Source organism: Dyella sp. (genome assembly GCF_035685885.1).
GTDB lineage: Bacteria > Pseudomonadota > Gammaproteobacteria > Xanthomonadales > Rhodanobacteraceae > Dyella.
In genome coordinates, this window is sequence record NZ_DASRZX010000047.1 from 1 (window position 1) to 22,314 (window position 22,314).

Here is a 22,314-nt window from a genome sequence, read left to right on the forward strand (position 1 = left end):
GGGGTCATTCCTGCCATCACCACGCCGTTCACCGCCGACGGCCAGGTCGATCACGACTTCCTCGCCAAACATGCGCGAATGATGATCGACGACGGCTGCAAGGGCATCGTCCCGCTCGGCTCGCTGGGCGAAGCGGCGACGCTCACCTTCGATGAGAAGCTCGCCATCATCCGCACACTGGTGAAGGCGCTGGAAGGCCGCGCACCGGTGATCCCGGGCATCGCCGCGCTCTCCACCGACGAAGCCGTGCGGCTCGCGCGCGAAGCGAAGGCACTGGGCGCTTCCGGCCTGATGGTGCTGCCGCCCTACGTGTACTCCACCGACTGGCGCGAAATGGGCGCGCACCTGCGTGCAGTGATCGCGGCGACCGATCTGCCGTGCATGCTCTACAACAATCCGATCGCCTACAAGACGGACTTCTCGCCGGAGCAGATCGCCGAGCTCGCCAACGAATTTCCGAACGTGCAGGCGGTGAAGGAATCCTCCGGCGATGTACGCCGCTTCGCCGCGTTGCGCTCGCTGCTGGGTAATCGCCTGGAACTGCTGGTCGGCATGGACGATGCCATCGTCGAAGGCGTGGCGATGGGCGCGCGTGGCTGGATCGCCGGCCTGGTGAATGCCTATCCGAAGGAATCGGTAAAGCTGTTCGAACTGGCGCGCGATGGTGGCGCCGATGCGGCTGCCGAGCTGTACGCTTGGTTTCTGCCCCTGCTGCGCCTGGATACCGTGCCCAAGTTCGTGCAGCTCATCAAACTGGTGCAGGAGAAGGTGGGCATGGGCAGCGAACGCGTACGCGCACCGCGTCTGGCGATGGACGGTGCCGAGCGCGCAGCCGCGCTTCGCGTGATCGATCATGCCATCGCCCACGCACCGGTGATCTGACATGGCCGTGCAACCCCTGTTGATCGATGGCGAATGGCGTGCGGCACGTCAGCTGCTTGACGAGTTTCGCGCGGAGAATCCCACCACGGGCGAAGCGATCGGACCGAGCTATCCCATCTGCGGTGCGGCTGATGTCGAGGCGGCGCTTAGCGCCGCCTGCGCGGTGGCGGACGAACTTGCCGCCACGCCACCGGAAAGCATCGCTGCGTTTCTCGAAGCCTATGCCGCCGGCATCGAAGCGGACGCCGAGATGCTGGTGGAACTGGCCAACGCGGAAACCGCACTGCCCAAGCAGCCGCGTCTTTTCGCCGTGGAGCTGCCACGCACCACCAACCAGCTGCGCCTTGCGGCCAAGGCGGTGCGCAGTCTCGCCTGGACCCAGCCGGTGATCGACACCACGGCGAACCTGCGTGCGCATCGCGCGCCGCTGAACAAGCCGGTGCTGGTGTTCGGGCCCAACAACTTCCCGTTCGCATTCAACGCGATCGCGGGCAGCGATTTCGCCTCCGCGATCGCCGCGCGCAATCCGGTGATCGCCAAAGCCCATCCCTCGCATCCGGGCACCAGCGAGCGCTTGGCGCAAATCGCCTTCGCGGCGCTGAAGCAGGCGGGCCTCCCGGCGGCTGCGGTGCAGATGCTTTATCACTTCGACAACGCCATCGGCACGCAGATCGCGGGCGATGAGCGTCTCGGCGCCATCGGCTTTACGGGCAGCCGCGCCGGCGGTCTGGCGCTGAAGGCCGCAGCGGATGCCGCTGGCGTGCCGGCCTATGTCGAGCTGTCCAGCGTGAATCCGGTGTTCCTGCTGCCTGGCGCACTGGCCGAGCGTGGCACCGCGCTGGCGCAGGAGTTCTTTGCGTCATGCACGATGGGCAGCGGCCAGTTCTGCACTAACCCGGGCGTGGTGATCGTGCCGCAGGGCGAAGCGGGCGACGCCTTTGTGGCGGAGGCGACCAAGCATTTTGCAGGCGCTGCACCCGGCGTGCTGTTCTCGCGCGGCGTGCTCGATCACCTGCTGGGCAGCGTCGCCACGCTGCGCGAGGCGGGCGCCGGGCTGCTGGCCGGAGGCCAAGCCGGCGCACCCGGTTATCGCTATGCACCCACGCTGCTTAGTGTCGACGCGGAACACTTCTTGCGCGAACCAAAGGCGCTGCAGACCGAAGCCTTCGGGCCCGTGAGCCTGCTAATACGTGTAAAGGATGTCGAGCAGATGGCGCAGGTGGCATCAGCATTCGAGGGCAACCTTACCGGCACGCTCTACACCGCCAACGATGGCAGCGACGACGATGCATGGGCGAAGGTGGCGCACGCCTTGAGGCCGCGCGTTGGCCGGTTGATCGGCAACCGTATGCCCACCGGTGTCGCGGTGAGTCCGGCCATGAACCACGGCGGCCCGTATCCGAGCACCGGCCACCCGGGCTTCACGGCCGTGGGCATGCCGGCGGCCATTACGCGCTTCACCGCCCTGCACTGCTACGACCACGTGCCCGAGCACCAGCTGCCGCCTGAGCTGCGCGATCACAACCCGGGCGGCGTCGCCCGTTGCATCGACGGCGTGTGGTGCGTCGACGACCTTGGAGCCCACGCATGACCGCAGCCAGCCAGATCGGCGGCCTCGATCTCGCGACCGCGCGGGCTTCGCTGGCGCCGTGGTCCACGCCGGCGCCGGCCATCGGTGCGGATGAATACCAGCGGCGCCTCGATCAGGCGCGCCGCCTGATGCGCGAGCAAGGCGTGGATGCGTTGCTGGTCACCGCCGGCACGTCGCTGCGTTATTTCAGCGGCGTGCCCTGGGGTGCGAGCGAACGCCTGGTTGGCATGCTGGTCACGCAGCACGGCGCCCCCATCGTGGTATGCCCCGCTTTCGAGGTGGGTTCGCTGGAAGCCGTGCTGCTGATTCCCGCCGAAGTGCGCCTGTGGGAGGAACATGAAGACCCGCAGCAATGGGTGGCCGATGCGCTGCGCGAGCGCGGCGCCGGCAGCCTCGCGCTTGATCCGGCGGCGCCGTACGTCGTGGCCGAACGCCTCCGCGCAGTACTCTGCGGCAAGCCGCTGACGGAAGCGACACCCATTATCGACGGCTGCCGCATCTGCAAGTCGCCCAACGAACTGGCGTTGATGAAGCAGGCCACGGCGATGACCCTGCAGGTGCATCGTCTCGCCGCCGGCCTCATGCGCGAAGGCATCAGCCGCGGCGAACTGCTGCGCTTCATCGATGAGGCGCATCGCGCCATGGGCGCCGACAACGGCTCCACCTTCTGCATCGTGCAGTTCGGACAGGCGACGGCGTATCCGCACGGCGTGCCCGGCGAGCAATACCTGCAGCCCGGCGAACTGGTCTTGATCGACACCGGCTGCACCGTGCAGGGCTACCACTCCGACATCACGCGCACGTACATCTTCGGACGCCCCAGCGCGGACCAGGTGCGCATCTGGGAGCTGGAACAGGCGGCGCAGCAAGCAGCGTTCGATGCGGTGCGTCCCGGCGTGACCTGTGAAGCGGTGGACGAAGCCGCGCGCAAGGTGGTGGAGAAAGCCGGCCTGGGTCCCGATTACCGATTGCCCGGCATCCCCCATCGCACGGGGCACGGCTGCGGCATGAACATCCACGAGACGCCTTACCTCGTGCGAGGCAACCAGACCAGGCTGGAACCCGGCATGTGCGCCAGCAACGAACCGATGATCGTGGTGCCCGATCGCTTCGGCGTACGACTGGAAGACCACTTCCATGTCACCGAAGACGGCGCCGCCTGGTTTACGCCACCGTCGCCCGCAATCGACCAGCCATTCGCGTGATGTCGACCACCTCATGTAGGAGCGCACCCAGTGCGCGAAAACCGAACGAAGCGGAGACACCGAAACGTTGCGGTCGCGCACTGGGTGCGCTTCTACAGAAATCTCTACGAAGGACAGCGACATGAAGCCTCTCATCCTCGCCCTTGCCTGCACACTCTGCCTCGCCACCTCGTTGCCGACGCGTGCAGACGACGAAGCCACCACTCGCTTCCATGCTATCTACACCAAGGAGTGGGCCTGGCGACAAGGACAGTTCGAGGGCGCGGATGACGAGGACAACAACGGCAGCAAGCTTGCCGATCACTTGCCAAAGGTCGACGCCGCCACCCAGGCGATACGCGAGCAGTATTGGGCGGACGTGCTCAAGCAACTCGATACCGTTTCGCCAAAGCAGCTGAAGGGTGACGACCCGGCGAATTACGCGGTTTATCGCAACCAGATCGAGACCCTGCTGGCCGACCAGCATTTCCACACCTGGGAGATGCCGTTCAACAGCGACACTGCGTTCTGGACCAACCTCGGCTTCACCGCGCGCCGCACGCTGCGCACGGCTGACGATTACCGCCACTACATCCACCAACTGCAGGATATCCCGCGCTACTTCGGCGAGCAGACGGCCAACATGCAGGCGGGCCTTGCCCGCGGCTTCAGCGTGCCGCGGGTCACGCTCACGGGACGCGACCAGTCCATTGCCGATGTGGTGAACGCCAAGGGCGACGACAACCTGTTCTACACACCATTCCGCAAGATGCCGGGGACGATTCCCGCCGATGTGCAAGCACAGCTGCGCGCGGAGGGACGCCAAGCCATCCAGCAGTCGGTGATTCCTGCCTATGCGAAGCTGCTCGACTTCATGCGCAACACCTACATGAAGCAGGCGCGCACCACGCTCGCCGCCGAATCGATGCCGGATGGCAAGGCGTTCTACCAGTCGCAGATCCGCGAGTTCACGACGCTCGACATGACCCCCGATGCGATCCACGAGCTGGGTCTCAAGGAAGTGGCGCGCATCCGCAAGGAGATGGACGAGACCATCCGCGACAGCGGCTTCAAGGGCAGCTTCCCCGAGTTCCTGCACTACCTGCGCACCGACCCGAAGTTTTATCCCAAGACCGCGGACGAGCTGTTGAAGGATGCGGCGTGGATCGCCAAGCGCGTGGACGGCAAGGTCGGCCAATACATCGGCCGCCTGCCGCGGCAACGCTTCGCCATCGAACCGGTGCCGGCCGATCTGGCGCCGTTCTATACCGGCGGCCGCGGCGGCCCGGGCGTCTATCTGGTCAACACCTATGACCTGCCCTCGCGCCCGCTGTATTCGCTGACGGCGCTCACCCTGCACGAATCCGCGCCGGGCCACGCCCTCCAGATGCCGCTGGCGGCCGAGCATGAAGGCTTGCCGGACTTCCGCCGCTACACCTACATCTCCGCCTATGGCGAAGGCTGGGCGTTGTATTCCGAGCGCCTGGGCGTGGAGATGGACATGTACGACACGCCGTACGATCGCTTCGGCTACCTGAGCTACCAGATGTGGCGCGCCGCCCGCCTGGTGGTCGATACCGGCATCCACCACAAGGGCTGGACGCGCGAACAGGCGCAGGCCTTCATGCGCGACAACACGGCGCTGAGCGAACACGAGATCGAGACCGAGGTGGATCGCTACATCGCCTGGCCGGGCCAGGCCTTGTCTTACTACCTCGGCGAACTCGCCATCGTCGATGCACGGGCGAAGGCGGAGAAGGCGCTGGCCGAACATTTCGACCTGCGTGCCTTCCACGACACCGTGCTCTCGCTCGGCTCGGTGCCACTGCCGGTGCTGCAGCAGGAGGTCAACACGTTCATCGCCGGCGGCGGCAAGTCGCCGTACGCCACGAAATAGTCAATGCAGCTCAATAACGGAGCAGCCCGCGAAGGAAGACTCGACGCGCCGTCGACCCTCGACGTGATCCCGGCGAAAGCCGGAACGACGGGACAGAGAGAGGGCGACCGAAAGTTCCACACAAATCGATAGCACGCGAGACGGGGAGAAGCGGATGGGCCTGATCAACGACATGCTTCGGCGCAAGCCGGTGGAGGCATTGCAGGGTGAGGCCGCGAGGGGCGGCAGTGGCTTGCGTCGCGTGCTGGGCCTGTGGCACCTCACGGCCATCGGCCTTGGCGGCATCATCGGCGTCGGCATCTTCGTGCTCACCGGCACTGTCGCGGCCACGCAGGCTGGCCCCGCCGTGCTGCTGTCCTTCGTCATCGCGGGCATCGCCAGCGCCGCCGCGGCGCTGTGCTATGCCGAGTTCGCCGGCCTCATCCCGGTCTCCGGCAGCGCCTATACCTACGGCTATGCCGTGCTCGGTGAATTCGCCGGCTGGATCATCGGCTGGGATCTCCTGCTGGAATACGCGCTGATCGCCGCCGTGGTGGCGGTGGGCTGGTCCGGGTACATGCAGGTACTGCTGGATGCCGCCTGGATGCCGTTGCCAGTATGGGCGCAAGGCGCCTGGGGTAGCGCACCGGGCTGCGTGGTGAACCTGCCCGCCATCGCGATCTCGGTGGTCATTACCGCCCTGCTCGCCGTGCGCATGGAATGGGGGGCGCGTTTCAACACGCTGATCGTATCGATCAAGATCGCCGGTGCCGCGCTGATCGTGATCGCCGGCGCCGCCTACGTGAAGCCCGAGCGCTGGCATCCCTTCATGCCGTTCGGCATGCACGGCGTCGTCACGGGCGCCGCCGTGGTGTTCTTCGCTGTATTCGGCTACGACATGCTCACCACAGCGGCGGAGGAATCGCGCCATCCGCAGCGCGACCTGCCGCGCGCCGTGCTGCTTTCGCTGGGCATCGCCATGGTGCTCTACATCGCCATCTGCCTGGTGCTTACCGGCATCGTGCCCTACACCACGCTCGACAACGCCGCGCCGGTGGCGAATGCGTTCATCCGCATTGGCATGCCGTGGACGATGGTGGTGATCTCGCTGGCGTCAGTCTGCGGCATCACCAGCGTGATCTTCGCCAACCTGATGGCCGGCGCGCGCATCGGCTTCAGCCTCGGTCGCGATGGCCTGCTGCCCTCGTGGTTTGCCGCAGTGCATCCGCGCTGGCGCACGCCGCACCGCTCCACCCTGCTGCTGGGCACCGTGACCACCATCGCTGCCGGCCTGTTTCCGCTGGACGAGCTGGCCAAGCTGGTGAACATCGGCGTGCTCGGCGCCTTCATCGTGATCTGCACCGCCGTGGCCGTGCTGCGCTGGCGCCAGCCGGAGCTGCATCGTCCGTTCCGCACACCGCTGGTGCCATTGGTCCCGATCATCGGCGTAGGCTTCTCGTGCTGGCTGATCTGGGGCCTGCCGACCATTACCTACGTACGCTTTGCCGTGTGGCTGTTGCTTGGGTGCGTGCTTTATCTCGGCTATGGGCGTCGCAAGAGTCGCCTCGCTGTCACGTAAGATTCCTTGTGCGCGAACGGTGAAGCTGAATCGCGCATAGGGTGCGCTCCTGCAAGAAAGCGGTGGCCTGGTTGCGATCGAAAATTCCTGCCATGCCAGGGCGCCGGAGCCATTCGGACCCACCCGAAGCCCGCAAGGGCTGACGTCCCATACGGACGCGCCTTGCGGCGTCGCAGCAACCCTTGGCCCGGGGACGTACTAAACTAGCGAACTAAATTCATCGCCCCGACCACTGGTCGGGGTTTTGACTTTAAGGCTTTTGCTAGTACCCCGGCGGGGGCGCACTGGATCGAACCCCGCCTCCATTCCTGCGGCGCCTTCCCCCCGGCACCGCCAAACGTGGAGTTTGCGTTCCAATGATTTTCGAAACCATCGCCAAGACGGGTCACGAAGAAGTCGTCTTCTGCCACAACAATGATGCCGGCCTGAAAGCCATCATCGCGATCCACAACACGGTGCTGGGCCCCGCGCTCGGCGGCCTGCGCATGTGGCCGTACAAGAGCGAGCAGGACGCGGTGAACGACGTGCTTCGCCTGTCGCGCGGCATGACCTACAAGAACGCCGTGGCCGGCCTGAACCTTGGCGGTGGCAAGGCGGTGATCATCGGCGATCCGAGCAAGGACAAGTCCGAAGCGCTGTTCCGCGCGTTCGGCCGTTTCGTCAACTCGCTCAACGGTCGCTACATCACGGCCGAAGACGTCGGCATCGACGTCAACGACATGGAATACGTGTTCCGTGAAACCGAGTACGTGACCGGCGTGCACCAGGTGCACGGTGGTTCGGGCGACCCCTCGCCGTTCACCGCGTTCGGCACACTGCAGGGCCTGATGGCCGCGCTGCAGTTCAAGCATGGCAACGAGGACGTGGGCAAGTACAGCTACGCGGTGCAGGGCTGTGGCCACGTGGGCAGCGAGTTCATCAAGCTGCTGCGCGAACAGGGCGCCAAGGTGTTCGTCACCGACATCAACAAGGATGCCGTGCAGCGCTGCGTGGACGAGCTGGGCTGCGAGGCCGTGGGCCTGGACGAGATCTACGACGTTGATGCCGACGTGTACTCGCCGTGTGCGCTGGGCGGCACGGTCAACGAGCAGACCATCGACCGCATCAAGGCCAAGATCATCTGCGGCGCGGCCAACAACCAGCTGGCCACCGACGCCATCGGTGATGAACTGACGCGGCGCGGCGTGCTGTACGCGCCCGACTACGCCGTCAACGCCGGCGGCGTGATGAATGTGTCGCTGGAAATCGATGGCTACAACCGCGAGCGTGCGATGCGCATGATGCGCACCATCTACTACAACCTGGGTCGCATCTTCGAGATCTCCAAGACCGAAGGCGTACCGACCTACAAGGCGGCCGACCGTCTGGCCGAAGAGCGGATCAGCGCCATCGGCAAGATCAAGCTGCCGAGCATGGGCGACCATGGCCCGCGCTTCGCCGGTCGCATGCGCGGCCAGTAAGCCTGGTAGTTGCTTCGAAGAAAACGCCGGCCCAGAGCCGGCGTTTTTCTTGGGATCGGTTCCCGCATCGGGGGCCTCCCCTGGCTCCTCACCGTCATTCCAACGCAAGCAGGAGGGGCTGTACAACAGCGAAGCTGATCATCCGACGCCTTTGGGGGCGTGACGATGAGGCACCGGATTCCCGCTTGCGCAGGAATGACGATGGGAGAACCGGCCATGCAGAACGATTGCACTCCTGCGAGGAGCCGGCGGCATCGTATGCTCTGGCCATGCTCCAACGACTCGCCCAACGCTGGCGGCGCCTGCGCGGCTCGGACCGCTTCGGGGAATGCCTGCGCGTGCTGCTAGCCCTGACGGGTGCCGTGGCCTGGTGCTTTGGCACCGCGCGTATCGACATGGTGGTGCCGGTATCGCTGGGCGTAATCGCCTGTGCGCTGGCGGAAACGGAAGATCACTGGCGAAGCCGACTGGCCACGCTGCTGCTGACCATGGCGTGCTTCGCCGTTTCCTCGTTCGCGGTGCAGTGGCTGTTTCCACATCCATGGCTGTTCGCCCTCGGTTTGCCGCTGTCCACCTTCGCCCTGGTGATGCTGGGCGCCATCAGCGATCGGTACGCGACGATTGCCGGGGCTACCTTGCTGCTGGCGGTCTACACCATGATCGGCGCCGACACGGCCGCCAGCGCGGGCACAACCGCGTGGGAGCAACCGCTGCTCCTGCTGGCGGGTGCCGCCTGGTACGGCGTGCTGTCGCTGGTGTGGAGCGTGCTGGCCCCGCAGCAGGCGGTGCGCCACTCGCTGGCACGGGTGTTCGAAGCGCTGGCCGACGTGCTCGCATGCAAGGCGGCCCTCTTCGCGCCCGTGCACGGCGTGGACCGCGAAAGCATGCAACTGACACTGGCGACGCTGAACGAGCGCGTGGTCGAGTCACTCAACGACACCCGCCTGATGCTGATCGACCGCATCGGTTCGCGCCGTGCCCGCGGCGCCAGTGCCGTGCGCCTGCGTCTGTACTTCATGGCGCAGGACATCCACGAGCGCGTCAGTTCCACCCACTACCCTTACGACCCGCTCGCCGAGGAGCTTTTTCACAGCGACGTGCTGTTTCGCTGCGAACACCTGCTTCGCCAGGAAGCGCATGCATGCCGTCATCGCGCCGACGCATTGCGGTTGCAGACAAAGCCACGGGTGAACCACTTGGCCACCGCAGCGCTGGACGATCTGCGCAGTGCTCTGGACGCCTTGCGCGAGTCCCCGCATCCACCCGCCGCGCACCTGATGCGTTCATTGCAGGGGCTGATGGACAACATCGCAACCGTCCACCGGCAGCTGGCCGGCGACACGACGACTGGCCTGCCATCCACCCAGGAAGAAAGCGCACTACAGAATCCCGGCCCGCAGTCGCTGGGCGAGGCGTGGGCGCGCATCCGGCTGCAACTGACGCCGCGTTCATTCCGGTTCCGTCATGGCGTGCGGTTGGCCGTTGCATTGCTCGCTGGCTACGCGGTACTGCTACTCGTGCATCCGCGCCACGGCTACTGGATCCTGCTCACTACGCTACTCGTGTGCCAGCCAAGCTATGGCGCCACGCTGCGCCGCCTGGGCCAGCGTGTCATCGGCACCGCGGCCGGCCTGGTGCTGGGTTGGGCCACTTTGAAACTTGTGCCTTTCGGGCTTTGGCAGATGCCGTTGATCGTGGCCTCCGGCGTCGTGTTCTTCGCAGCGCGCTTGCGCCGTTACCCCACGGCCACCGCAGCCATCACGCTGTTCGTCGTGTTGTGTTTCAACCAGGTGGGCAGCGGCTACGACGTGATGTGGCCCCGCCTGCTCGACACGCTGATCGGCATCGCCATCGCAGCCTTCGCCATGCGCTTCGTGCTGCCCGAATGGCAGGGGCGGCGGCTCGACGATGTATTGGCCGACACCTTGCGCAACGACGCGCGCTACCTGGCCCACATCATGTCGCAGTACGACAGTGGGCGCCGCGACGATCTCGCGTATCGCATCGCACGACGCGATGCCCACAATGCCAATGCGACGCTGAGCGGCCTGCTGTCGAACATGCTGCGTGAGCCCGGCCAGCACCAACGAGGCAGTGATGTGCTGCTGCGCTTCCTGGCTGCCGCGCACGCACTGCTCGGGCAGCTGTCGACACTTGGCGCCCATCGCCAAGTCATCACCTCGCCGTCGGCTCGCCAGGCGCTGGACCAGGCCGGCACGCAAACCGTACATGCGCTTGAACAGCTCGCCGACGCGCTGGCCAACGGCATGCTGGCCATCACCGGCACCGATGAGCCCGGCTTTGCCGACGTCATGGCCGCATGCGAAAACGAGGACACCGCCCGCCTCGTGCTCGGCCAGCTCGCGCAGATCATGGCGCAACGCCATCGGTTGGCGGATCTGGCTAACACGCTCCATCCCACCTGATTTCCGCACCTGAGCGCGTTTTCCAGCGGTTTGGCCATGCCGGGGTTGTGCGACGCGCAACGGCTTGTCATCGACGCCGCGTTACCATCGTCAGCCTGAGCAATTCCGGAGTTGGCTGGTATGCGTCCGTTCCCGCTGGGTGAAGACATCGATCTGCTGCGCGACAGCGTGCATGCGTTCGCCGAGAAGGAGATCGCGCCGCGCGCCGATCACATCGACCGCGAAAACCAATTTCCCGCCGATCTCTGGCGCAAATTCGGCGACATGGGTCTGCTGGGCATCACCATTCCCGAGGAATACGGCGGCAGCGGCATGAGCTTCCTGGCGCACCTGGTCGCGATGGAGGAAATCTCCCGCGCTTCGGGTTCGGTCGGCCTCTCTTATGGAGCGCATTCGAACCTGTGCGTGCAGAACATCTTCCACAACGGCAACGAAGGGCAGCGCCGCAAGTACATTCCCAAGCTGTGCTCGGGCGAGTACGTGGGCGCACTGGCGATGAGCGAGCCGGGCGCGGGCTCCGACGTGGTCGGCTCGATGAGCTGCAAGGCAGAGCTGAAGGGTGACGTCTGGGTCGCCAACGGTTCGAAGATGTGGATCACCAACGGTCCCGATGCCGACGTGCTGCTGGTCTACATGCGCACCGCGCCGCGCGCCGCCGGCAGCCGCTGCATGACCGCCTTCATCGTCGAGAAGGGCATGAAGGGCTTTTCCACCGCGCAGAAGCTGGACAAACTCGGCATGCGCGGCTCTAACACCTGCGAACTGGTGTTCGAGGATTGCGAAATCCCCGCCGCGAACATCGTCGGCGAGGTGAACGAAGGCGTGCGCGTGCTGATGAGCGGCCTGGACACCGAGCGCCTTGTGCTGTCCGGTGGTCCGATCGGCTTGATGCAGGCGGCGATGGACATCACCCTGCCCTACGTGCGCGAGCGCAAGCAGTTCAACGCACCCATCGGCACGTTCGGCCTGATGCAGGGCAAGGTGGCGGACATGTACACCGCGCTGCAATCCTCGCGCGGCTTTGCCTACATGGTGGCCCAGCAGTTCGACAACAACGTGAAGTCACGCATCGATCCCGCCGCCTGCCTGCTCAATGCGTCGCAGAACGCCGTGAAGGTGGCGCTGGAAGCCATCCAGGCGCTGGGCGGCAATGGCTACATCAACGAATTCCCCGCCGGCCGCCTGCTGCGTGACGCCAAACTGTACGAGATCGGTGCAGGCACGAACGAAATCCGCCGCATGCTGATCGGGCGTGAGTTGTTTCACGGGAAGGCGTAAAGCACCCTGCGTGCGAGAACGGGGACTTCCTTCGATGGTGGGCGACGTGCCCGCAGCACGATGACCACCGAAGACTGGCGAACCCGAACACTCCTCTTCGTCATCATGCAAACCCAAGACGCGGGCAAGAGGCGATCTCGCGCCGGGTGCATACCTGCAGGTGCGGTGGCGAACCCTGGGCAGCCCGTGCGCTCAGAACGACAGGCGGTAGTTCAGCGATTCCATGTGTCCGTGGTCGTACTGCGCGACGTACTGGTCCAGCCCCAGCGACAGGTGCGAACGCGCGGACATGGTCCAGTCCAGGCTCATGCCCATGTCGCCGCCATAACGCGACAATCCGATGCCGCCCACCGGCGACCACTGGTCGAGCACGGCGAAACTCGCGTCCGGAATCGCACCGCGCATGCTGAAGGCGCGTTGCCACAACAGGTGCGCCTGAAGGCTCAGCTGGCCACCATTGGCAAGCGTCCAGCCGCGGCTCGCGCGCAGGCCCGCGCCGGCCTGCCAGCGATCGATGTCCTGCGACGACGCCTTGAGCCCGAAGCCGTCACCGCCGACCTCGTTGAATCCGTCGGTGCGGATGTTGGCGTACTGCAGGTTGACGTATGGCGTGATGTCCACGCCGGCCGTGGCAATGCGATAACCGCTCTCGCCGTACGCCACGCCGTAACGGCCCGTGGTGTCGCTGCCGACGTTCTGCACATCGCTGCCCAGCTCGATATGCCGGCGCATGTCTTCGCGATAACTCCCGAAGCCCAGGCGGCCCATGGCGTACCAGCGATCCTGCATCATGCCGCCGTAGAACATGCCTTCCACCGCACGGCTCGTTCCCTGGTCCGCGAATGCGTCGAGTCGCCCCAGGTTCTCACTCTGGCTCATCGCAAACCCGACGACGCCATTGGCACCCAGACGGCGATCCTGTCCCACCATCCAGCCATTGAGGTCGTAGCCTACGTTGGCAAAGCCGCTGCGGCTTAGACTTCCATAACCATCCAGCGCCTGCGTCCAGCCACCGACATGGGTGGTGTCGCTCAACTGGTCGAAGCGGCCCGACAGTGCGCGCGTACCCGCATCCATGGCCTCAAAGGTCATCGCCGCACTGGCCGCATGCAACTGGCCCGAGAGACTTTCCAGCGATTGCTGCAGGGCACTGGCCGTGGCGATCTGCTGAAGCGCGGCGGCACCACTGGCGAACGAGGAAGGCGTCGGCGTCGCAACCGCGCTGCCTTGCGTAGCCTGGCCGTTGAGCTGGCTGAAAGCGGCATCCACGCGCTGCGCGGCGGCATAGGACGCCGGCGTATAGGTCACGCCCGTCACATTGGTCGCCTGCACCTGGCTCACGTTCAACCAGGCATTGTTGGCGTCGTAGTTGAGCGAGGCGGAAAGCAATACGCCCGTCGCCACGTTGAGTGCCGAGAACGTGCCGGTCAGTCCGCTGCCGGTCATCAGTACGTCGGTATGCGAGTTGACCTGATAGCCCTGGCGCATGCCGGTGATGTAGAGATCGCCGCCGGTGATGTTGGCCGTGCCGCCGACATGAAAGAGCGCACCCAGCGGCATCGCGAGGCGACCGTTGCCCTGCTGCGTGTAGTTGCCGAGGATCGTCATGTCGGTGGCGTTCATGGCAAGCACGCCGGCATTCGTCACCGAGCCGCCGACGGAGGCTGTATTGGTCAGCACGCCCTGCGCACCGATGTTGACGCTGGATGCCAGCGACGCCGCGGCCAGCATGCCGCCCTGCACCTGCGTCAAGCCGGTGTAAGTCGCCGGGTAGGTCAGCGTCAGCGTGCCCGTGCCCTGCTTGATCAGGCCGCCCGCACCCGAGATCGTGTTGGACCACGTGGAACTGCCACTGAAGTTGACCGTGACATCGCCCCAGTTGAACTGTGCCGGCCCTTTCACGGCGCGCGCGACATCCAGCTCGCCATAGCCGAACGTCGCATTCGGTTGCGAACCACCCAGGGCATCGGCCGTGCCGAGCAGCGTCTGCCGCACGAGGTCGTTGCTGAAATACGGAAAGGCCTGCCACACCAGCGCAGCGGCACCCGATACCTGCGGCGCCGCCAGCGAAGTGCCTTCGACAATCCAGTAGGTTTCGTTCGCGGTGCTGGTGTCTCCCTTGCCGCTGACGATCACGTCGCCGGGCGCGGCCAGGCAGTAATTCATCGCGATGCCGCACTGGTTGGAGTAGCTCTCCAGCTTGGTCGGGTTGTTGCTGTCGATCGCCACGACGGTGAGCCAGCCCTTTTCCAGATCCGGCGCGAGACTGGGCAGCGAGGCTATCGTGCTCGGGTTGGCCTGCGAATCGTTGCCGGCGGCGAACACCACCAGGCCGCCCCAGGTGTTGATGAAGGGACTGTAGGCATCGTGGAATCCCTTGGTCGTGGCGCTGTCGCTGGAACTCCAGCTGATGCCGCCCCAGGAATTGTTCATCACCTTGACGCCGTTGCTGATGAGGTCGGCGTTCACCTGTCCCAGCGGAATGGCGTCTGACGAGGTGACCGGCGCCGGCGGCGCCGAGCCGTTATCGTCGGGCGCGCTGTCGTCGATGATGCGCGCGGAGACGATGTCCGATCCCGGCGCGATGCCTCCGGCGAACTGGCCAAAAGGCACGCCGGCGGCAATCTCGGACACGAAGGTGCCGTGGCCGTTGACGTCGTCCACCTTCAGGTTGTTGGTGCTCGGATCGACGTAGGTGAGCTCTTTCACCACCCTGCCGGCCAGCGCCGGATGCGTGGACATCACGCCGGTGTCGACGATACCGATGGTGACGCCCGCACCGGTGTAGCCACCCGCATGTGCTGCATAAGTGTTGGTAAGGCTTAGCTGCGCGTCGACCGGTGGCTGGGCCACGCTGCTCGATGGCGGCGGCGCGGGAGCGGGAGCAGGTGCCGGCGCAGGACTGGGCGCCGGCTTGACGTTGCCGTTGCCTCCACCACCCCCGCACGCACTCAAGCCCAAGGCCAACCCCACCAGCACGGCGGCGCGCCGGCACGGCAATTCCGTCTTACCCGTCTTCATTTCCCCACCCCGTCGATCGCCCCTGTCCCCACCAACGCACGACCGACCGAATAGTGGCACAACGAAAACGCAACCAAACGCGCGCAAGATCGCACGGTTGCGCCGAATCGGCCCGGTTTGCCCCGGTCCGCCGCGGACTGCGATAATTGCATGGCTTTTTTCCGGGCACCCCAGCCCCATCAAGTACTTGCGGAGATTTCCATGTCGGATGTCAGCGTCGTCATCGTGGGTGCCAAGCGCACTGCCATTGGCTCCTTCCTCGGTCAGTTCACCGGCGTCCCCACGCCCACGCTGGGCGCGACGGCCATCCGCGCCGCGCTGGAGCAGTCGGGCCTGGCAGCGGCTGACGTCGGCGAGGTGATCATGGGTTGCGTGCTGCCAGCCAACCTCGGCCAGGCACCGGCACGCCAGGCCTCGCTCGCCGCGGGCCTGCCCGTCGGCACAGGCTGCACCACCATCAACAAGGTCTGCGGTTCGGGCATGAAAGCGATCATGCTGGGTCATGACCTGATCAAGGCAGGTTCGGCTGCCATTGTGGTGGCCGGCGGCATGGAATCGATGACCAACGCACCGCACATGGTCAACGCGCGCAGCGGCATCCGTTACGGTGACGGCGCGCTGGTCGACCACATGGCGTGGGACGGCCTCACCAACCCGTACGACGGCAAGGCCATGGGCGTGTTCGGCGAGAATTGCGCCGACAAGTACCACTTCACCCGCGAAGAGCAGGACGCGTTCTCCACCGAGTCGGTCGAACGAGCCAAGGCGGCGCAGGCCTCCGGCGCATTCGCCGGTGAAATCGTTCCGGTGACCGTGGCCAGCCGCAAGGGCGAGGTCAAGGTCGACACCGATGAGCAGCCGGGCCGCTCCGACGTCAGCAAGATCCCGACGCTCAAGCCCGCGTTCCGCAAGGAAAACGGCACGATCACCGCCGCCAGCTCGTCGAGCATTTCCGATGGCGCCGCCGCAGTCGTGCTGCTGTCGGCCGATGACGCCAAGGCGCGCGGCCTCACGCCGCTCGCGCGCATCGTGGCCCACGCCACCCATTCGCAGGAACCGGAATGGTTCACCACCGCCCCGGTAGGCGCGCTGCACAAGGTGCTGGAGAAGGCCGGCTGGAAGTCTTCCGACGTCGACCTGTACGAGGTCAACGAAGCCTTCGCCGTCGTGGCCATGGCGGCCATGCGCGAACTGGACATTCCTCGCGACAAGATCAACGTCAATGGCGGTGCCTGTGCCCTTGGCCATCCGATCGGCGCCAGCGGTGCCCGCCTCGTGGTCACCCTGATCAATGCGCTCAAGACCCGCGGCCTCAAGCGTGGCGTGGCATCGCTGTGCATCGGCGGTGGCGAAGCCACGGCCCTTGCGGTGGAACTGCTCGACTGACCGTCCCGGCGGCGGCAGGACATTGGCCGCCCATGAAAGCGGGGTTAACCGGCATTTGCCGGCTTTACACAAAGATGTGGCGCATTTTCCACGAAAGCGTTATTAATACGCCCGCCAAACGGCATTCCACGGCAAAGGAGATTCAACATGAAGTTCACGCGTACCCTTCTCGCCTCCGCGCTCGTCGCGCTGCTGGCGGCTTGCAGCAACGGCGCGCAGGATTCCGCGCAGGATGCACAGAAGTCGGCTGACCAGGCTCAGCAGGCTGCTGATACGGCTCAGAAGGCTGCGGCTGACGCCAACGCCACGGCTCCGGCTGCTGCTCCGGCTTCGACCGCTGCTGCTCCGGCCGAACAGCCGGCGCCGACCCCGGCTTCGACCGCTGCTGCTCCGGCTCCGGCAACGACCGCGGGTCACTAAGTACATCCGTGTACTTCGGAAAACCGGCCGCCTCGCGCGGCCGGTTTTTTTTGGGGCGGGCGCCATGCTGCGTCGCCGATTTAGCCGCGATGCCCGCGCCACTATCATCAGGGGCTATCCATCGAACGGCAGCCCCAGCCCATGAGTGTCATCGCCTCGCAGATCGATTCCCGTTCCCCCGAGTTCCAGGCCAGCAGCAGCCAGCTGCGCGGACTGGTGGACGACCTGCATCGCGAGCTGGCCCGCAGCGCCGAGGGCGGCGGCGAAAAGGCCCGCGAGAAGCACACGGCACGCGGCAAGCTGCTGCCCCGCGAACGTATCCGCGCCCTGCTCGACCCCGGCTCGCCCTTCCTGGAACTGTCGCCGCTGGCGGCGCACGGCATGTATGAAGACGCCGCACCTGCCGCTGGCATCATCACCGGTATCGGTCGCATCCATGGCATCGAGGTCATGGTGGTGGCCAACGACGCCACGGTGAAGGGCGGCACGTATTTCCCCATCACCGTGAAGAAGCACCTGCGCGCCCAGGAAGTGGCGCTTGAGAACCGCCTGCCCTGCGTCTACCTGGTCGACTCGGGCGGCGCTTTCCTGCCGCTGCAGGATGAGGTGTTCCCGGACCGGGAACACTTCGGCCGCATCTTCTACAACCAGGCACGCATGTCGGGCCTGGGGATTCCGCAGATCGCCGTCGTGATGGGTTCCTGCACGGCCGGCGGCGCCTACGTGCCGGCGATGAGCGACGAGACCATCATCGTGCGCGAGCAGGGCACCATCTTCCTGGGCGGCCCGCCGCTGGTGAAGGCGGCGACGGGCGAGGTGGTGGACGCCGAGGCGTTGGGCGGTGCGGACGTCCATACGTCCGTCTCGGGCGTGGCCGATCACTTTGCGGAAAACGATGCCCATGCGCTTTCGATCGCGCGTGACATCGTGGCCAGCCTCAACCGGAAGAAGGACATGCCGCTGGCGCTGAAGACGCCGGCGCAACCGCTGTATCCGGCGGAGGAGCTGTACGGCGTGATCCCGCAGGACACGCGTCGGCCGTTCGACATCCGCGAGGTGATCGCGCGCATCGTCGATGGCTCGGAGTTCCACGAATTCAAGGCGCGCTACGGCAAGACGCTGGTCTGCGGCTTCGCGCACATCCACGGCTATCCCGTGGGCATCATCGCCAACAACGGCATCCTGTTTTCCGAGTCCGCGCTCAAGGGAGCCCACTTCATCGAACTGTGCAACCAGCGCAACGTGCCGCTGGTGTTCCTGCAGAACATCACCGGCTTCATGGTCGGCAAGAAGTACGAGAACGCCGGCATCGCCAAGGACGGTGCCAAGATGGTGACCGCGGTGGCGTGCTCGCACGTGCCGAAGTTCACCGTGGTGATAGGCGGCAGCTTCGGCGCCGGCAATTACGCCATGTGCGGCCGCGCGTACGGCGCGCGCTTCCTGTGGATGTGGCCGAATGCGCGCATCAGCGTCATGGGCGGCGAACAGGCCGCCTCGGTGCTGGCCACCGTGCGCCGCGATGGCATCGAGGCCGGCGGCAAGAGCTGGAGCGCCGAGGACGAGGAGGCTTTCAAGGCGCCCATCCGCGAACAGTACGAACGCCAGGGCCATCCCTACTACGCCAGCGCGCGCCTGTGGGACGACGGCATCATCGATCCCGCCGACACGCGTCGCGTGCTGGGCCTGGCCATTTCCGCCTCGCTCAACGCGCCGCTCGAACCGCAGCGTTACGGCGTGTTCCGCATGTAAGCCTTGCCTCGGGCGACGTTGCCCTAGCGCGGTACGCGCAACGCCGAATCGCGCAGGGCGGCCTCGTGCTGCAATTCGTCCTGCGCAGCGATCTCCGTATTTTCGAGCAGACCGTGGCCGGGAGGATGGCGCAGCGGATGCTGTGCCGCGTGGGTGTCACAGCCATCGGCGGACGGCTGGGCGGGATCGAGGGGCGGCGTCGGCTGCATGTCGTCTCCTGTAGTCCGACCGAGTCTAACGGCTTATGACTCGCATGCGGCTAGCCATGCACCTTCGGTACACTGCGCCGATACCTACAGGGGGAACTGTCAGGGATGATTGTCGGCATCGATCTGGGCACCACGCATTCGCTCATCGGCACGTATGGCCCGGACGGACCGGTGCTTTTTCCGAATCCGCTCGGGGGTTGTCTCACGCCATCGGTGGTGAGCGTGGACGACGGCGGCCACGTCATCGTGGGCCAGGCGGCGCGCGACCGCATGGTGAGTCATCCCGAGGCCAGCGTTGCCACGTTCAAGCGCTGGATGGGCACGCCGCGGGAAACGCGACTGGGGCCACATGTGTTCCGGCCGGAGGAGCTGTCGGCGCTGATCCTGCGCTCGCTGATCGCGGATGCCGAAGCCGCCAGCGGCGAAAAGGTGACCGAGGCAGTGATCAGCGTCCCGGCGTATTTCTCGGATGCACAACGCAAGGCCACGCGTGCCGCCGGTGAACTGGCCGGCATCCGCGTGGAACGCCTGATCAACGAACCTACCGCCGCCGCCCTCGCCTATGGCCTGCAGGAAAAACGCGATGGCTCGCGCTTCCTCGTGTTCGATCTCGGTGGCGGCACCTTCGACGTCTCTGTGCTGGAAATGTTCGACGGCGTGGTGGAGGTGCATGCCAGCGCGGGCGACAACTTCCTTGGCGGCGAGGATTTCCTCGATGTGCTGGAAGCCGCCTTTTGCACCGACCAGAAGATGGACGCCGGAAAGCTGACGCCACAGGAACGCGGCCAGTTGCGCCGTCGCCTGGAAGCGGCCAAGCGCCAGCTCGGCAACGGCAGCGAAGCCACGGTCGAATGGCAGCACGGCGATGCACCGATCCGCTGGAACATCAACGAAGAGCGCTTCGCGCATTTGAGCGAGCCGCTGGTGCATCGCCTGCGCGTGCCGCTTGAACGGTCCATGCGAGACGCGAACCTGCAGCCGACTCAACTCGACGAGATCGTGCTGGTGGGCGGCGCCAGCCGCATGCCGCTGGTAGCGCGACTAGTGTCGCGCATGTTCGGCCGCCTGCCTTTGCGCCATGTGAATCCGGACGAAGCCATCGCGCTGGGCGCCTGCGTGGCATCGGGCCTGAAGGCGCGCGATGCACGTTTGGACGAGGTCATCCTCACCGACGTGTGTCCTTATACGCTCGGCATCGAGGTATCGCGGCAAGACGACGCCGGTGGACGCCAGCAGGGCTTCTTCGCGCCCATCATCCACCGCAACAGCACGGTGCCGGTGAGTCGCGTGGAAACCTTCCAGCCCGTACAGGATCACCAGAAGCAGCTGGAGCTCAACGTCTACCAGGGCGAAAACCCCATGGTGGAACGCAACATCAAGCTCGGCGCGCTCGCCATCGCGTTGCCGCCCCGCCGCACCGCCAGCGAGAACTCGGTGGACGTGCGTTTCACCTACGACATCAACGGCGTGCTGCAGGTGGAAGCCACCGTGCAGGCAACAGGTGCGCGCCACGAGCTGGTGCTGGAACAAAATCCCGGCGTACTCGATCCCGCGGAGATCCGCATGCGACTGGCCGCGCTGGATGCCATCAAGATCCACCCACGCGACAAGCAGGAGAACATCGCGGTGCTCGCGCGCGCCGAACGCATGTACGAGGAATACGTGGCTGCCCGCTCGCAACTTCAGCAATGGATCTCGCAGTTTCGGAGCGTGCTGGACGGCCAGGACGAACATCGCATCCGCGAACATCGCCAGCTGTTTGGCAATGCCATGGATGTGCTGGAGACGTCGCTGTGAGTTCGCCGCTGGAGTGGTTTGGCCTGCCGCGCGATGCAGACGAGCGCGCGCTCAAGCGCGCGTACGCGCAGCGTCTGCGCACGACGCGGCCGGATGAGAATCCCGAAGGTTTCCAGCAACTGCACGCGATGTACCAGCGCGCACTGGCGGAGTGCCGTTCGCAAAGCGGCGAAGAAGTGGCGTTTCCGCTCGAGCCGTCGGGCGCATCGCCCGCGGAGGCCACGCGAGAGCAAGCCCTCGACGCACAGGCAGCCGACGAGGGCATCGTCGAGGTCGTGCCATCACGGGAGCAAGTTGATCGGCTCGTGCAGCAGGCAATTGCCCTCGCGGCCGAGGGTGACGTCGCCTCCTTGCTCACCTGGCTGCGCGCTCGGCCGGAACTGTGGTCGCTGCAGGCCAAGGCCATGGTGGGCCGGCGCTGCGTGGAGTGCCTGTTCCAACAGGTGCCGCCCATGCCCGGCGAATGCCTGCAGACGTTGCTGGCGTTCTTCGATCTGGACCGAGTGCAGGCACGTATCGATGCGATGGCGCTGGCGCGACTGTCGCGGCGCATGCGACTGGCGTGGGAGCTTCAGCCCTGCAATCGCGAAGCACTGCGCCAGCGCCTGGGCGCCACGACGTACACGCCGAGAATGCTGCAACGGTTGCTCGACGAGTTCACCCGGCCCTTCCAGCGGCGGTCTGTTTGCATATCCGGCACGTTGCCGTCCATGGCTCGCAATCGCGCAAACTTCATTTCCCTGCTTTGCCAGGGGCACTACGACGAGTTGCCACCGTCGTTCGATCGCAAGCGCATCCAGTTCTGGAAGGATGCCGTGCAGCCGGGCCTCACGCGCGCGCGCATGGCACTTGCCCTGCATCGCTGGCTTTTTGCGATGAGCATCGCGTTGCTTCTAGGGATAGGCGTGCTTCTGCCGCAGCTCTTCGATGACATTCATTCCGATGCAGCCGCCCCACTCGACCTGAGCCCGTTGCCGTGGCTTTTCGGCATCGCATCGGTGCCCGGCGCGATCTGGCTGCTGTGGGTTGGCTACATGCAACTTGATGCCTGGCATAACCACCCCGAACATATCGACGTGCGTTGGCCATGGCTCAATCTCTTGCTGGTGCCCGTGCTGTGCGCGGCAAGTGTCGCCTTGAAGCTGTGGCAACCCGACAACCTTGCCTTCCTCCTGCCGCTGCTGCCGGCGGCGTGGCTTGCCCTGCGTCGATTCTGGCGCCGTTCGGCTACCGGGGAATGGCTGTCGCCCAATATGCTTCGCGTCGGCTTCTTCCTGGCGGTCCCCACTCTGCGAGCGCTTTTCCAGCAGGATGTCAGCTTTCTGCTCCTCATGGCACTCGCCCTGATTTCGTGGAGCTGGGACCTGTGGAGGCAGCGTGCGGAGCTTCGCGTGGTCACCTGAAAATGCTTAACCATACGGTTGACAATTGACCGGAGCCGACAGATATTCAACCC

General features: G+C 65.5%; 14 protein-coding genes and 1 pseudogene. 13 read left to right on the forward strand and 2 right to left on the reverse strand.

From position 1 onward, the window contains the following. The 8 genes from VFG49_RS05830 to VFG49_RS05865 all read left to right on the forward strand — a co-directional run. Nucleotides 1-882, forward strand: an 882-nt coding sequence (locus VFG49_RS05830) for a dihydrodipicolinate synthase family protein (protein WP_324858579.1), incomplete at its 5' end; no start/stop codon positions are given. A 1-nt stretch (nucleotide 883) separates the two neighbouring features. Further along, entirely contained in the window at nucleotides 884-2,473 is a 1,590-nt protein-coding gene (locus VFG49_RS05835) for an aldehyde dehydrogenase (NADP(+)) (RefSeq protein WP_324858580.1), read from the forward strand. Continuing rightward, entirely contained in the window at nucleotides 2,470-3,678 is a 1,209-nt protein-coding gene (locus tag VFG49_RS05840) for a Xaa-Pro peptidase family protein (protein ID WP_324858581.1), read from the forward strand. Before VFG49_RS05835 ends, VFG49_RS05840 begins: the two co-directional genes overlap by 4 nt. A 121-nt stretch (nucleotides 3,679-3,799) precedes the next feature. Beyond that, complete coding sequence (locus VFG49_RS05845) at nucleotides 3,800-5,554, forward strand: DUF885 domain-containing protein (RefSeq protein ID WP_324858582.1); 1,755 nt, start codon at nucleotides 3,800-3,802, stop codon at nucleotides 5,552-5,554. 154 nt (nucleotides 5,555-5,708) lie between these two features. Further along, entirely contained in the window at nucleotides 5,709-7,112 is a 1,404-nt protein-coding gene (locus tag VFG49_RS05850) for an amino acid permease (RefSeq protein ID WP_324858583.1), read from the forward strand. 356 nt (nucleotides 7,113-7,468) lie between these two features. Continuing rightward, the gene (locus tag VFG49_RS05855; protein WP_324858584.1) at nucleotides 7,469-8,572 is read left to right on the forward strand and encodes a Glu/Leu/Phe/Val dehydrogenase dimerization domain-containing protein; all 1,104 of its coding nucleotides are present in this window, start codon (nucleotides 7,469-7,471) and stop codon (nucleotides 8,570-8,572) included. A 269-nt stretch (nucleotides 8,573-8,841) separates the two neighbouring features. Beyond that, on the forward strand, nucleotides 8,842-10,998 hold the full coding sequence (gene yccS / locus VFG49_RS05860) for a YccS family putative transporter (protein WP_324858585.1): 2,157 nt from the start codon (nucleotides 8,842-8,844) through the stop codon (nucleotides 10,996-10,998). Between the two features lie 120 nt (nucleotides 10,999-11,118). Beyond that, a complete protein-coding gene (locus VFG49_RS05865) occupies nucleotides 11,119-12,276 on the forward strand; it encodes an isovaleryl-CoA dehydrogenase (RefSeq protein ID WP_324858586.1) in 1,158 nt (385 codons plus the stop codon). A gap of 192 nt (nucleotides 12,277-12,468) precedes the next feature. On the opposite strand, the gene VFG49_RS05870 is transcribed toward VFG49_RS05865, so the two are convergent. Further along, a complete protein-coding gene (locus VFG49_RS05870) occupies nucleotides 12,469-15,297 on the reverse strand; it encodes a S8 family serine peptidase (protein ID WP_324858587.1) in 2,829 nt (942 codons plus the stop codon). A gap of 201 nt (nucleotides 15,298-15,498) precedes the next feature. Here VFG49_RS05870 and VFG49_RS05875 point away from each other — a divergent pair, with 201 nt between their 5' ends. The 3 genes and pseudogenes from VFG49_RS05875 (at nucleotide 15,499) to VFG49_RS05885 (ending at nucleotide 18,852) form a co-directional block, all read left to right on the forward strand. Continuing rightward, the gene (locus VFG49_RS05875) at nucleotides 15,499-16,683 is read left to right on the forward strand and encodes an acetyl-CoA C-acyltransferase (RefSeq protein WP_324858588.1); all 1,185 of its coding nucleotides are present in this window, start codon (nucleotides 15,499-15,501) and stop codon (nucleotides 16,681-16,683) included. 147 nt (nucleotides 16,684-16,830) lie between these two features. After that, nucleotides 16,831-17,094 (forward strand): annotated as a pseudogene (locus VFG49_RS05880) (hypothetical protein); the annotation flags it as partial. A gap of 150 nt (nucleotides 17,095-17,244) precedes the next feature. Further along, a complete protein-coding gene (locus VFG49_RS05885; RefSeq protein ID WP_324858589.1) occupies nucleotides 17,245-18,852 on the forward strand; it encodes a carboxyl transferase domain-containing protein in 1,608 nt (535 codons plus the stop codon). 23 nt (nucleotides 18,853-18,875) lie between these two features. On the opposite strand, the gene VFG49_RS05890 is transcribed toward VFG49_RS05885, so the two are convergent. Then, nucleotides 18,876-19,061 (reverse strand): hypothetical protein, encoded by a 186-nt coding sequence (locus VFG49_RS05890; RefSeq protein ID WP_324858590.1) that lies wholly within the window; start codon nucleotides 19,059-19,061, stop codon nucleotides 18,876-18,878. Between the two features lie 105 nt (nucleotides 19,062-19,166). Between VFG49_RS05890 and VFG49_RS05895 the strand changes: the two genes are divergently transcribed. After that, the gene (locus tag VFG49_RS05895; protein WP_324858591.1) at nucleotides 19,167-20,858 is read left to right on the forward strand and encodes a molecular chaperone HscC; all 1,692 of its coding nucleotides are present in this window, start codon (nucleotides 19,167-19,169) and stop codon (nucleotides 20,856-20,858) included. Beyond that, entirely contained in the window at nucleotides 20,855-22,261 is a 1,407-nt protein-coding gene (locus VFG49_RS05900; protein ID WP_324858592.1) for a hypothetical protein, read from the forward strand. The genes VFG49_RS05895 and VFG49_RS05900 overlap by 4 nt, the downstream gene beginning before the upstream one ends. The last annotated feature ends 53 nt before the right edge of the window (nucleotides 22,262-22,314 follow it).

Bases quoted from the DNA above. Each gene is read 5' to 3' on its own strand.
- VFG49_RS05835 (WP_324858580.1), top strand. From the start codon at position 884: ATGGCCGTGCAACCCCTGTTGATCGATGGCGAATGGCGTGCGGCACGT.
- VFG49_RS05840 (WP_324858581.1), top strand. From the start codon at position 2,470: ATGACCGCAGCCAGCCAGATCGGCGGCCTCGATCTCGCGACCGCGCGG.
- VFG49_RS05845 (WP_324858582.1), top strand. From the start codon at position 3,800: ATGAAGCCTCTCATCCTCGCCCTTGCCTGCACACTCTGCCTCGCCACC.
- VFG49_RS05850 (WP_324858583.1), top strand. From the start codon at position 5,709: ATGGGCCTGATCAACGACATGCTTCGGCGCAAGCCGGTGGAGGCATTG.
- VFG49_RS05855 (WP_324858584.1), top strand. From the start codon at position 7,469: ATGATTTTCGAAACCATCGCCAAGACGGGTCACGAAGAAGTCGTCTTC.
- yccS (WP_324858585.1), top strand. From the start codon at position 8,842: ATGCTCCAACGACTCGCCCAACGCTGGCGGCGCCTGCGCGGCTCGGAC.
- VFG49_RS05865 (WP_324858586.1), top strand. From the start codon at position 11,119: ATGCGTCCGTTCCCGCTGGGTGAAGACATCGATCTGCTGCGCGACAGC.
- VFG49_RS05870 (WP_324858587.1), bottom strand. From the start codon at position 15,297: ATGAAGACGGGTAAGACGGAATTGCCGTGCCGGCGCGCCGCCGTGCTG.
- VFG49_RS05875 (WP_324858588.1), top strand. From the start codon at position 15,499: ATGTCGGATGTCAGCGTCGTCATCGTGGGTGCCAAGCGCACTGCCATT.
- VFG49_RS05885 (WP_324858589.1), top strand. From the start codon at position 17,245: ATGAGTGTCATCGCCTCGCAGATCGATTCCCGTTCCCCCGAGTTCCAG.
- VFG49_RS05890 (WP_324858590.1), bottom strand. From the start codon at position 19,061: ATGCAGCCGACGCCGCCCCTCGATCCCGCCCAGCCGTCCGCCGATGGC.
- VFG49_RS05895 (WP_324858591.1), top strand. From the start codon at position 19,167: ATGATTGTCGGCATCGATCTGGGCACCACGCATTCGCTCATCGGCACG.